5 protein-coding genes and 1 pseudogene are annotated in these 13,513 nt (G+C 48.4%); 1 reads left to right on the forward strand and 5 read right to left on the reverse strand.

The annotated features are described in order from the left end of the window. Window positions 1-57 precede the first annotated feature (57 nt). The gene (locus J2Z65_RS07070) at window positions 58-1,074 is read left to right on the forward strand and encodes an S-layer homology domain-containing protein (RefSeq protein ID WP_167061541.1); all 1,017 of its coding nucleotides are present in this window, start codon (window positions 58-60) and stop codon (window positions 1,072-1,074) included. A gap of 283 nt (window positions 1,075-1,357) precedes the next feature. Here the strand turns inward: J2Z65_RS07070 and J2Z65_RS07075 are convergent, their stop codons facing one another. The 5 genes and pseudogenes from J2Z65_RS07075 to J2Z65_RS07100 form a co-directional block, all read right to left on the reverse strand. Beyond that, window positions 1,358-5,134: a discoidin domain-containing protein gene (locus tag J2Z65_RS07075; RefSeq protein ID WP_209855796.1), complete on the reverse strand. Its 3,777-nt coding sequence runs from the start codon at window positions 5,132-5,134 to the stop codon at window positions 1,358-1,360. Between the two features lie 402 nt (window positions 5,135-5,536). Next, a pseudogene (locus tag J2Z65_RS07080) lies at window positions 5,537-5,980 on the reverse strand (transposase); the annotation flags it as partial. Between the two features lie 443 nt (window positions 5,981-6,423). Continuing rightward, window positions 6,424-11,583: a discoidin domain-containing protein gene (locus tag J2Z65_RS07090; RefSeq protein ID WP_167061548.1), complete on the reverse strand. Its 5,160-nt coding sequence runs from the start codon at window positions 11,581-11,583 to the stop codon at window positions 6,424-6,426. 98 nt (window positions 11,584-11,681) lie between these two features. Beyond that, window positions 11,682-12,530 carry a carbohydrate ABC transporter permease gene (locus tag J2Z65_RS07095; RefSeq protein WP_167061550.1) on the reverse strand — a complete coding sequence of 283 codons (849 nt, stop codon included), beginning with the start codon at window positions 12,528-12,530 and terminating at the stop codon, window positions 11,682-11,684. Between the two features lie 13 nt (window positions 12,531-12,543). Beyond that, window positions 12,544-13,464 (reverse strand): carbohydrate ABC transporter permease, encoded by a 921-nt coding sequence (locus J2Z65_RS07100; protein WP_167061552.1) that lies wholly within the window; start codon window positions 13,462-13,464, stop codon window positions 12,544-12,546. Window positions 13,465-13,513: the final 49 nt, after the last annotated feature.

Raw genomic sequence — 13,513 nt, forward strand, 5'->3', positions numbered from 1 at the left:
CAATTAAATAAATTCAACAGACTTTTCCCATTTAACAAACAAAGGATGGATTAGATCATGAAGCGCAAAAAAATTTTAACAACTATAGCTTGTAGTCTTAGTTTAGCTCTTACTGCAATGCCTTCCTATGCGAAGGATGTTGCTCAATTCGAGCTGGTTGCTTCTAGCGCCGAGTCCGTTAACGGCGAATTCACCGTGACATTAAAGGGACACAATATCCAAGATTTATACGCATATGAAGTCAAATTAGATATCGATGCGAACAATGTGGAAGTCATCAAAGCCGATACAGAGATAAAGGGATTCTCGGTATCTCCGATGGTGAATAACAATGTAGTTACGTTCGCTCATACAAAACTTGGCCAAGTTGACGGTGAGAAGGGAGATCTGGATATTGGTACCTTTACCTTCAAAACGAATAAAGCAGGAACAACAAATATTAAATGGAACTCCGTTAAAATCGTTGATCACACTTTAACTAGCGAAAATTTTACACCGAACGAATCGGTTCGTTTCACCAAAATTTTCAGCGATCTTGCTGACCATTGGGCTAAATCCGATATTATGCTAATGGTAGACAAGAAAGTTGTCGAAGGTATGGATGATGACCATTTCGCTCCCGATACGAATGTTACGAGAGCCCAGTTTGCAACACTGCTGACCAAAGCATTAAACCTTCAGGTTGGCGCAGGGCAAAACCCGTTTGATGATGTGACATCAGGGTCTTGGTACGAGAATACGGTGAAGAAAGCTTATGCAGCCGGTTTAATTAACGGTATTGCGGACAACAAGTTCGCGCCGGAACAAAACATTACGCGTGAAGAAATGACCGCTATGCTCCTTCGAGCAAAAGCATACGCCACAGGGACTAAAGTAGAGGATATGCCAGTTACAGATGCAATCCATTTCAACGATGAGGCAGAGGTAAGTGAGTGGGCGAAAAAATCTGTAGCGCTTGCAGTGAATTTCGGATTCATGAACGGAAGAACAGAGCAAGTGTTTGCTCCACTGGAGCAAGCCAGCAGGGCTGAAGCGGTAGTCGTGCTTAAGCGATTAACAGCCGGATTAAAATAAACGTAAAAAAAACAGCAGTCCAGTGACGGACTGCTGTTTTTTTAATGCTGACCGTCTCTTCTTCGAGCGTCAGTGCTACTGATACATTAAGCCGTTTAGTTGAAAATCAATTGTGCAACGGCTGACAGATCGAGGATGTTAATCTCTCCATCATGGATTATATCCGCTTTCTTTGATCTTCTCATTTGCGATTACCTCCTTTATGTTTTACACCTTTATCATAAAGGTAGGGCCATCCCTTCGCCATTTCCATGGCAGCGGATAGCCCTTCGTCTTACATGTACTACTCCATCATTTTTCTGGCCACGAACGCAAGATCTTCAATATCGATTTTGCCATCGCCAGTTACGTCTGCTTGCTTGATTTGCTCCCAATCCGGGCTGGAAGAAGTTTTGCCGTAATTTGCCGCAACGATTGCAAGATCGCCGATGCTTGTTTTATTGTCATGGTTGACGTCGCCTGGCATTCCGGGAGGCTGTGTTGTAATGCTCACGCTCACCGTAGAGGCTTGTGCCTTCGTTTCCGCTCCCTGCGCATCACCCAACGTGGCATCGGTTACAGCAATCGTTCCCGTCGCTGGCTGCGTCAAAGCTTTGGCCTTGAACTTCAGTTCCAGCATTCCGCTATCGCCTGTCACAGCCTTGCCTAAGCTTGCGAGAATAAACCGAAGCTTGCCCAGCGTGTTCTTCACCGTATCTACAAGCAGAACACCATCTTTCACGGCGCGGGCCGAGACAAAGTCAAACACGTTTGAATCGTAGTCCATCTTTATATCTTGTGCGTATACGCTTTGCGTGACGCTGTTCAGACCCAGCTGTACCGTGAATTCCGCGCCTGTCTGAACGGTGCCGGCTGCAGATAGCGTCGTTATAGCGTTCTGCGTACTGTCGCCTTTTTGTACTGTAATATGGCTTACCGCTGTGAAATTGCCGCTAACCGTGGTGACCGTAATGTCCGCCACTCCCGCTTTCAAGGCGGTTACTACTGTTTTGCCGTCTTTCACTTCCACTTTCGCGATGGTATTGTCACTGCTCGCCCAAGTGACATTTTTATTTGTTGCGTTCTCAGGAAGCACTGTTGCTACCAGCTCTGCCGATTGTCCTTCTTTCAGCGAGACTTGCGGTTTATCTAACTGCACGCCGGTTACGGGCACCCCGATACGATAGACGTTAATTTCAGCTGCAGATGCCCATCCATTATACCCGGCAGTTGCTTCCAGTTTAATAAAGGACGCTCTCGTCGCCGGGAACTCCGCCGTTTTCTCCTCGCTGCCCATAGCCCAAGTTCCACTTGAGACTTTGGTGTACTGGACGCCATCCGTACTCGCATAGACATTGTAAGCCGTGATGATACCGTTAATTCCCCCGCCTTGTCTTGGGAGAACCTTAATTTTATTCACGTCGTACGTACCGCCAAGATTCAATGTGATCGACTGCGGCAGCGAATCAGACTTATCCCACTTCGTATGCCAAATCGTATCTGGATCTCCGTCGAGCACGTTGGATGCCCCGTTCGCTTCATTTGCCAATTCCTCGCTTGTTGCCGTTGCCGTCATCTGCGACTGCGGAATTTGGTTCGGATCGACGACCAGCTCAGATTCCGGTGGTAGATTATCAATGACAGCTGTTCCTTCGGGATATGCTTCGTAAAGAACAATTGAATGTGCAGGTATGGTAATGGCATATGGGACCCCGGCTGCCAGGTGCAGATCCGTTTCATTTTTGAGTTTGTTTACGAGCTTGTAGCCTGCCTTAGCACCGATTGGCAATACAAATGCCTCATTGACGTCTACATTAATGGTTTGGCTTGTATTTCCGGGATTTCTTAACATGATAATTCCTTTTGCCGCTGAATAAGAGGTTATACCGTATAGTTCGCCCGTGCCAGGGTCTCCGCCAATGAAGTGTGAGTCAAGCAGTACGTCATGGTTTACCTGTGCCCAAGCAGAAGCCTCGGCAAGAATGTCCCACATTTTATTCGTTGTGTAATCGGAAGTTGGACGAATGTATAATTCCTGGAGGTTATAGCCGGATGCAAAGTAGGACCAGACCTCATCTGCAAAATCCCTCAGATTCGCTGGGTCGTTCATATTTAATAACGGACCGTTTTCATTTCCTCCCACATGGCTCATCCACGCGCCCTGACCGAATCTTGAATGTACAATACCGTGTACCATTAAGGAGTTCAACGGATAGAACGGATTCGATTTCAGCAGATCCTTGCTCACTTTATCGCGATAGTTCACCCACTGCTGCCTAATGGATCCTGTTCCTGTCGTACCCACATCTGCACCACCGCGCCAGACGGAATCCACATAGAATGTAAAGTAAGGGGAAGCCCATGTTCCAACGGTCGCATTGATAAATACGGACGGGTCGTTCTTCCTCATATCTTGGGTAAGCTTCAGGAGCGCGTGAAAGTCTTCAATTCCTTCCGTCCTGTCAAACTTGAAATGATTCGCACCTTCCTCTAGCTGTTTCTTGGTAACAGCATTTTTAAATGCATTATAGTAATTAGGGCCGCTCATTTTAAATATTTCTTCCGTTCCGCTTTTCTTGGTTTCAGTAGGAGGATTCATCCTCTTTCCGACAGCGACCCTTTTCGGCAACTTAGCTTGATATCCGCCTGTTGGACTCATCCAAAAGCCAAGACTTGCTCCGTAGCTCTCGGCTGCGCTCTTCAACTTTGATGCCCCGTTCGGGTATGTTGCAGGGTTAAAATTCCAAATCGTTGGTGCCGCACTGCTGTAATCATCGTAACCATCGTCCAACAGGAAGTTTTTCAAAGAAGCTCCTCGCTCTTGAACAAATTTCTGCCCCCAGGTGTTAATGGTATTTAATGTGTCGGCCTCCGTCATGTAGGTATCTGTATTCCAACTTAAGTCGTACCAAGAATTATAATGGAGGAAGCTATAGTGCTCATGCGCCCTCTCCCTTTCAAGATAGTACTGAAAGGCTCTTAGCTTCTGATTGCCTGGATAAAGGCCGATGACCGAGCTTTGTGCAAAGGATTCCCCCTGCTGTGTTGCCTCTCCTCTCTCCACATAAGCCGATGCCTTATTACCAGTAATGCTAACCTTGGCTACAGGTGTTTGTTGGGCAAAAAAAACCTTGCCGGCAAAGAATGGTGAACCGTCCACCTTACCGACCTTCTCCACTTTAGCAGCTGTAATGTCTATAAGCTTAACCTTGGTCACATTCCAGCTTCCCGTAACTGCCTTGTAAGATACGTCCTGTATAATATAGTTGGAGCCGTCACGCAGTGTTGCGGACCAATTCACCGTCAATGTGTTTCCTCCGCTTGTATAGGTGAAAGGCACACTTATTTTCCATCCGCTGTACCGATCTGAAACTTTTGTGCTGGCAGCCTCCCCGGTAATTCGGGTAAGAATCGGTGTTCCCACCGTCATATCGGTGTCAGCCAAGCTTGTTCCGCCTGATAATTCAATATTGAATAGTCTGCCTACAGTTATAGGGTTTACGTTTCCTGTCATTTTGTCCTTGAACTCCGCCAGTTTCAGGTTGTTCCCTAATAACTCAAACTGGGCTGACAGTATAGCATTGCTTAGCACGTACACGCCCGAGCTTGGATGGGTACTTTGCGCTTCCCCTGGTTCAGGTCCCATATATCTGTTACCGGCATCAACAGGAACCAGTGTTGTACCGCTAAAGGGTGTACTCCATTCGCTTGCTCCTAAATTATTTTTGGCTCTTACCCTGTAATTGTGTGTTGTTCCCGCAGTAATGCCGATGTGGCCGTAAGGCATCGGTACATCGGTGATTACAGTGCCGTCAACCTCGATGTCATAGCCAGATGCGCCATCAGGCAAATTCCAGCTTACATTGATGCGAGATGTCCCCATAGGGTAAGCATAGCCAATCGGCGCTGCTAGTGACGATGTTGGAGGAAGCTCTGCAAGCGCTATTTTATTAATTAATGCAGGATTTGTTACTGTGCTTGCGCTGGCATTATTAACATTTATAAACGAGGTCATAAGTACAGGTAATGTCAGAACTAATGCCAAATGCTTCTTCACGCTTGGTATTCCAGCAATGTGCATTTCTTTACCTCCCACTATAAAATAAGATTTTCTACGTTTATCTCACTGAATCTCACGATTTCAGCCATTGACATTTGAGGGAATAGTGAAGTCATGTAAATGGACCATAATTTACCTAGAAGGGCCTATGGGGGAGCAGAGCTTGAAAGTTAAATTCCCAATCCTTGGATGCGAATATGATCGCACTTAGGATCTCCACGAATCACCCTTGGGGATTACCCTCCCATGTCACACCAGGTCATTGCCCTTACATTCCTTCGTTCTTCCTCTCAAAGGGTGGAGGCCGTTTCTTGCTCCTTTAAGGTGGCGTTGCCCTTATGGTGAATGAACTACGGCTTCTCCATGCTTCAATTGTCTCTTGGCTTCCTTTGCTATATTCAGGAGTAAACGATGTTGAACTTGTTACGCTACCATCTGAAACTGAGTGGCCTTTTGAGGACCTAGTACATCAACTGCGTTATAGGGCTTTATCTTCGTTCCTAGCGTGTGTAAGACTCGTATGAGCTTGCAACATAGTGCAATGATCGACTGTTTCTTCTTTAGCGGATTCACATTCCGTTTCGTATAATGCCGATGTAACGCCTTAAATTCTTGATTTTTAGCCACCATGGGCATAACGCAACGGAACAATAATGCCCTTAATCTTGAACGTCCCCTTTTGGTTATTCCGGGTAGTCCTTTTCGTTTGCCTGAACTATTTTCTTTTAGATTGAGGCCGGCTAGCCTAACGATTTGTTGGCCGTGTTCCTAGTCTGAAAGATCGCCTACTTCAGCGAGGAATCCCGCTAGCGTGACGATGCCTACGCCAGGAATGGTAAGCATCTTCGCGGTCCCTGGTATGCTCTCTCTAGTAGCTCCGCGACTTGCCCCATAATATCGCTTTCCTGACGCGACCAGCCCTTGGCGCAAGCCAATCGACATTTTCGCCGCAGCAACAGGCTTCGCTGTGCGCTTTACTCCAACCGCCCGTTTAATGTCTTTCTTCCAGCGCTAAGCAATGCTTTGTGTACCTAAGGAAACAATCTCTTCGGGCGTTTATACTTCATGTTGAGCGTCCTCCTTTTAATTAGGGCATGAATGTGATCGCATTCGAGACCCAGCATACAGGAGGCGCTCTTTTTGTTCAAACCTCAAATTATTTCATTACAGGAATGGCTCCTCTTTTCATAAAGCTCCCAGGATAAACAATCTGACAGCGGTAGAGTACCGATGCCAGATTGCAATTTAGGGGTGTCCCCTCTGAAATAGGGAGACATATCCCTGAATTCCATATTGCAAATCCAAGGGATTTATTCCAAAATCTTCTGTGCTATGAAGGCTAGATCCGTAACATCGATTTTGTTGTCATGGTTCGAATCTAAATGCTGGATACTCGCCCAATCCGGACTTGCCGACGTTTTGCCGTAATTCGCAGCCACTATACCCAGATCACCGATCGATACTTTACCATCATGGTTTATATCTCCCGGAATGCCGGCTGGAATAGTCGTTACTTGTACGCCGATTGAGGAGTTTGCAGCCTTTGACTCATTGCCATGTTCGTCCCCGAGGATCGTATTCGTTACCGCGATTGTGGTCGTAAGAACCTCGGTAACCTGCTTCGACTTAAAATTAACCTTCAACAGCTGCACATTGCCGGTAACAGCATGCCCTGCACCTTGACTGGCAACAATCAGGCGAAGCTTGCCCGCTCCGTCATTCCCTGTCTGTACAATGCTCGTGTTCGAAAGAAGCGGCTCTGCCGAAGTAAACTCCATCACATTTGGATCGTAGGTCAGCGAAATGTCCTCTGCGTAAACCTGCTGCGTAATTCCATTCAAGCCATATGTCATTACGAGCGGCTGGCCGCCTTGAACACTGCTACTTCCGGTCAATGCTGTAGTCGGAGCCCCAGGATCGGCCATTTTGACAACGATCGTTGCAGTCGCCTGCTTCCCTCCGTACGTTGCAGAAATTACGGTTTCACCATGTGAAATACCGGTGATCATTCCATTTGCTATCGTTACGAATGAGGAATTTGCGATCTCGAATACGGATTGGGCCGTCACGTCTTGATGGCTGCCGTCCGAATACTGAGCAGTAACTTTCACTGCTGCGGATTGGCCTTCCTTCACTTCGTAGCTGGATGCATCGAGTGTCACTGCTTTCAGCGCAGAGGCGTCATCTTTCTTATACACGTTCAACTCGGCTGCCGAAGCGTAGCCGCCGGCCCCTGCTGTTGCTTCAAGCTTCACATAACCGGCAAGGACAGGAGCAAAATTCACTTCTTTGACTGAATTGTTCTTCAGCCACATGCCGGTCGCAACCTTCGTAAACTGTACGCCATCTTGGCTTACATAAACGTTATAGGCTGTGATAGTACCGTTGCCGCCATCCGGACGGGGCATATACTCCAGCTTGCTGACGGTATGCGTACCGCCCAGATTTAAAACAATCGATTGCGGCAGCGGATCGACGCCGAACCATTTGATGTGCCACCATGTATCCGGATTGCCGTCAAGCGCATTGCTCGGATCATCTCCGGGTTGGGAGCTTGTTGCTGTAGCCGTCATTTGGCTTTGCGGAATTTTCACCAAGCCATTTTGTGCCGTGACGGTGATATTCGCAGCCGCCTTAAAGCCGCCTTCCGCCGTTGTGACGGTAATCGTTGCCGAGCCTGCTCCTTTCGGAGTGACAACGCCTTTCTCATCGACCATCGCAACGCTCGGATCACTGCTGCTCCACGCAACCGATGTATTCGCTGCATTCAGAGGCGCAACCGTCGCTTCAAGAGCGATTGGAGCATCAAGCACATTCATGTGCAGTTCCGTTTGATTCAGCGTTATACCGGTTACAGGCGCCGTGCCGATGATAGGCAGGCCGATCAGCTTCACATCTGCGATGCTGGCTTTCATAGCGGCGTCAGGAAGACCTGTAATCGTAATCCGCACGTAGCGGCCTTGGCTGCCGAACGTATCCTTCAGCACAGCGCCTGCTTCCGTATTGTTCATGCGGTCTAACACTTGAATCCAGTTACTGCTACCAGCCTCACGGACTTCCAGCTTATATTTATACACTTTGTCGCTCTGTCCAAACGAAATCTCAATGCCTTGAATCGAGTACATTTTACCCAGGTCTGCAGACCATACATGGCCCGGGTTTGTGTCAGCAGCCGACCACATCGTAGCCGGATTGCCGTCGTTGGCCTGGCTTGCCGGGAAGGCAGCATCCTCACTGTCTGCAGTTGCCGGCTTACCTCGTACAATATCGCCAAGCGCTGGCGGAGCCACAGGCGCTTCATAGACGTCGATTTCGGCTGCGGATGCGTAGCCCCCTACTGCAGCCACCGCTTCCAGCTTGACATATCTGGCGTCAACTGCTGTGAATTGGATGTATTTCTTCAGATTGTCCCGCACCCAATTCCCTGTGCTAATTTGCGTATAGTTCGTACCGTCTGTGCTGACGTACAGTTTGTAAGCCGTAATCGTTCCATTGCTCGCATTAAGCCTTGGTGCATAACGGAATTGGCTGATGCTCCGGACTTTGCCCAAATCCACGATAATCGATTGCGGCAGTTTATCGGAACCGTCCCATTTCGTATGCCAGAGGGTACCAAGATTGCCGTCGATCGCATTCGAGGGTTCATCACCAGGCTGGAAGCTAGCAGCCGTTGCGGTCAATTGATTTTTCGGAATCGGCAGCGGGATCGCTATGGAACCGTCACGATAGACATTCAATTCGGCTGCAGCCGCAAATCCGTTAACGCCGGCTGTCGCTTCCAATCTCACATACTGCGCTTCGGCAGTATCGAAAGTCACCGTTTTTTCCAGCTTATCCGCATTCCATGTGCCGGTGGCCACCTTCGTAAAATTCGTGCCGTCCGTGCTCACATAAATGTTGTAAGCGGTAACAATTCCGTCGGTCCCCATGTATTGTCTCGGCAAATATTTCAGTTTATTTACTGAAAATTTCGTACCGAGATTTAATGTGACCGATTGAGGCAGCGGCGTGCTGCCATCCAGCTTCGTGCTCCAGATCGTTTCCGAGTTGCCATCCAACACATTCGCAGCAGGCGCAGTCGGATCGGCGCTCGTAGCCGATGCGACGATATCCTCCTGCACGATTTTCGTCGGATCATTATCAGGTTCGGGCAGCGAAATGACAGTGGCATCCGTAAGCGGAGTCGTATCTGCGACAAAACCGGATACTTTCAGTTCAAAACCTTGATTGGTCGGCAGATCCTGTGTTTTTACATAGACTATGCCGCCTTTGTCCGCGTTATCAAAGTACCAGCCGCTTGCGGCATTCGTCCATTCCGCTTTACTTGCCAATTCCGTATAGGCAGAGCCTCCGACTTCGACACTAGCCGGTTTCGTATGCATATGAATCTGGAATTGGTTCGTCCGAGCCGCCAGTTTGCCATTGTAATCACCGATGCTCGCCCCGACTTGAACTTTCAAATCGCCTGTTCCGGTTTCTGGCGCGATCGAAGTAATCACTGTCTTCGCGAATTTGCCGCTGCGATGCTCCCTCGATACACCGTCATCCTCATACATCGTGAAACTGGACGTTTTGTACGGATAGATGTCATAGGTAATCGGATTTGGCGGCACTTGGCCGTCATACAGAGACTCCGGATACATCGGAATGATCGCACCCGCTTTGACGAGCAGCGGCAAACGGTTCAGCGGCGCGCTGTATTCGTCAAGCATTTTGGACCCGTAATGTTCCATGCCTGTCCAGTAGTCGATCCATTTGCTCTTTGGCAAGTAAATGCCGTTGCGGACCATAGCATCTTTGTAAACCGGTGCAACGAGGAACGACCCGCCGGACATGAATTGGTACTGGGTCAGCGTACTCTTCGTATTCGGATCGTTCGGGAATTCGTAAACCATCGCTCTCGCAGATGGCGCTCCCGATTCGTAGGCTTCGTTCAAATAGGTGTAGAAGTAAGGCGTCAAACGCTGTCTGAGCTTCAAAATATCTCGATTATAGCTTGTGTACGGATCTCCATAGCGCCATGGCTGCTTGTCGACAGACGCCCAACCGGACATGCTCATCAGGATCGGCGTGAAGGCTTTCCATTGCAAATCGCGCACATAGGTTTGGGGGCTACCGCCCCAAATCCCATCGATATCACCGGTCGCATAGGTCATCCCCGACAGCCCGGCACCGATCACGGATGGAATGTGAAAACGGATATATTCCCAGTTGCCGGTTTGATCCCCGGACCAGACGACTGAATTACGCTGCGTGCCGGCCCATCCGAATACAGACCAAACGAAGCCTCGGTCGTTCGAGTTGGCTTCAAGTCCTTGATGAGCCTGTCTCGTTGCATCCAGCGCAAAATCATATCCCGGTCCGACCCAAGCCACATCCAGCTTGTTCAGCCGAGTGCCTGCAACGCCCACTTCCGTTGCAATATTCGCAAGTCCGTTCTGCGTCCACAAGCCGGTGTAAAAGCCTAAATCATGAAGCTGCTTCACCGTGCTTGGCAGCTGGACATAACCGCAACCGTAGCCGTCGTTCGGCAGCAGCCAGCCACCCGGCATGTCGTTGGCGCGGTAGTCCTGCGCAACCTTCACCACATCCGGCGTCGTCAGCTTGCCCGGCGTATTTCTTCCGGTGTTGCTCGTATTGTAGCAATCCGAGTCCCCCATGCTCATGCCCCATCTCGGAATGAGCGAAGGCTTACCTGTTAAGTCCGTATATCCGTTCAGAATATCTTTGAACGTCTCGCCGTAAAAATAATACGCGTCAAAGCGGTTTTCATTGTGCGTTAACTGAGCAGGACTGCCGAAGTTGTAAGTTCCGTCCTGGAACGTGTTCCGCAGCACCCCGTAGCCTGCCGTACTCAAATAAAACGGAGAAGGATTGGACACGGTCCCGCTACCCCAGTCACCGCGTACATCAGCAATTGTAATCGTCTTGTCGCGATGGGAAAAAAATCCATTCTGCATCCCGCCGCCGTAGTAGTACTCATCAGATCCTCTACCGAGCGTCTGGGTTGTCGACGCAGCGCTGTAATTCAGCGGAGACTGCTCTTCCCATACGACAGTCTGATTATCGCTTTTGTACATGGCGAATTTGAGCGGACTTTTGTAGGCACGCAGAACAAACTTGCTTGTCGCCATTTTGTAGTAGCCGCCCTCATCGGACCAATTGACTGCCACCGGACCAAAATCTTCCTTGATCACGATCGGCTCTTTAGGCGTAGATGATTCTCTGCCGGACAGCGTTTGGAAATTGCCGCCTACGCCAAGCCATATGCGAACAATGTCGTCGCGATTAAAAATGACTTTCACCTGATCGGTGCCTGACGTAATCATGAAAGTTTTGGCGTCCGTCTTCTCAAATCCTGTTATGTCTCCTACCGTCGAAGCGTATGTCTTCGTCCCGCTGATGAACATGATGATGAATACGAACACTAGGCAGAAAGTAAAACCCAAAGCTTTTTTAAGCGTTTTCAATTCAGGCACTCTCCTTATTCTTCCTTAACCTCACTTGGCCAACCGACCGAGGCGCTCCCGGTGTCCTGCGACAATCCCCCCTTTCAAGGTATACCTACCTAGCCTTTCAATGCACCGGCCGTAATGCCTCCGGTAATTTGCTTTTGAAACAGCGTATAAAACACAATCGTAGGTCCCATCGAAAGGATAAGAGCGGCAAAAAGCGGTCCCCACTCGGTCCTATACTGCATTTCACCCTGCATGACTGCAATTGCGACAGGTATTGTATATTTCGTTGGATCATTCATAAGAACGAGCGCGAACACATATTCATTCCAAATATTCAGCACGGTAATAATCGCTACCGACATTAAGCCCGGTTTGGCCAACGGCAGCATAATCCGGAAAAAGATGCCGTAATGCGAAGCGCCGTCCATTGCTGCGGCTTCTTCCAGTTCACCGGGCAGCGATTTGAAAAAACTGACCAATACGAAAACAGCAAAAGGTACGGCGGTTACCGTATAAACTAAGATTAAGCCCAATAAATTGTTCGTTAAATGCAGATCGTTCAGCAAAAAGAATAAAGGGATGATGCCGAGAAAGGATGGAATCATCATGTAAGAAAGATAGGAATAGTACAACAGGCCATTCCCTCTGAATGTAAAACGGGCGATCACGTAAGCCGTCGTGGCCGATAGAAGCACGCCCACTAAGGTGCTGATGATCGTCACGACCAAAGAATTCATAAAATTATGTGCGAAATTATATTTTTCCCACACAAACGTAAAATTGCTCCATAGCAGCGGAAGGCTCGGCAAAGCCCAAGGCTTTCCGAGGAAAAACTGCTTGTTGTCTTTCAGCGCGCTTAAGACTGTCCAAAGCAGTGGATAAAGGACGCAAATCGACCAAGCGATCAGACAGATTATGAAAAAAGCACGGCTAATTGGATGGAGAACTCGTTGACTCATATGCATAGCCCCTCTACGTTATTTCAATGGTATCTCTCTTCATTAACCTCTGCAGCGCTGCTGTCGTTATGAAGGAAAGAACCAGAATGAGCACGCCAATCGCAGAACCATAGCTGAATTTGCCGAATTTGAATGCATTCAAATACAGATACGATCCCAAGACCTGCGTGGCATTGTCTACGCCGCCCTCGAAGGTCATGATCGTGACGATGACGAATGATCCGTTCAGCGTCGTCATGACAATCCAAAGCACGGAAGTCTTAACCTGCTCCCACGACAGCGGCAATGTAATTAGCCAAAATTGGCTCCACTGTGAAGCTCCATCGATGTCAGCGGACTCAAATAAGGATGAGGGGATGCTGAGAATACCGGCAACAAGCAAAATGATGGTAAAGCCGATACCGGCCCAGATCGATGGCGGCAGCAGCGCAAAGATCGACCATTTATCGCCTAACCAGGCGAAATCAAAGGGCTTATCTGTAAATAAGGAGATTAAAGAGTTCAAGAATCCTAGGTTCGGATTATACACGTAGCGCCAGAGAACGCCTACGACAACAACCGAAAGCACATTCGGAATAAAAAATATGATGCGATAAAATCCAGAACCTTTGATGTTGAACCGGGTAAGCGCTACTGCAAAAAACATCGACATGATCATAAACCCGATCACTTTCCCGATCACGAGTATATAGTCGTTGCGGATGGACTTTAAGATCACAGCGTCATGCAGCATCTCTTTGAAATTACCGAGACCGATAAAATTATAGGTTTCTGAGCCGCCCGACCAATCAAACAAACTCAAATAGATGCCTTTAAACAACGGATAGACGGTAAAAACGAGATAAAGTAGCAATGTTGGAATAGTAAAGGAGAGAATGAACATATTCCGCTTCATCTTCGCATTGCCGTTTCTAACAGTCTTGCGCTCTTGCATACTTGCCTCCAATCTAAATTTCCGAATGATACAAAGGGAATCCGAAGTA

The sequence above is a fragment of the Paenibacillus aceris genome, assembly GCF_017874035.1.
In the GTDB taxonomy this organism is placed as follows: Bacteria; Bacillota; Bacilli; order Paenibacillales; family NBRC-103111; genus Paenibacillus_E; species Paenibacillus_E aceris.

Excerpts from the sequence above, each read along its gene's own strand:
- J2Z65_RS07070 (WP_167061541.1), top strand. The coding sequence starts at position 58 with ATGAAGCGCAAAAAAATTTTAACAACTATAGCTTGTAGTCTTAGTTTA.
- J2Z65_RS07075 (WP_209855796.1), bottom strand. The coding sequence starts at position 5,134 with ATGCACATTGCTGGAATACCAAGCGTGAAGAAGCATTTGGCATTAGTT.
- J2Z65_RS07095 (WP_167061550.1), bottom strand. The coding sequence starts at position 12,530 with ATGAGTCAACGAGTTCTCCATCCAATTAGCCGTGCTTTTTTCATAATC.
- J2Z65_RS07100 (WP_167061552.1), bottom strand. The coding sequence starts at position 13,464 with ATGCAAGAGCGCAAGACTGTTAGAAACGGCAATGCGAAGATGAAGCGG.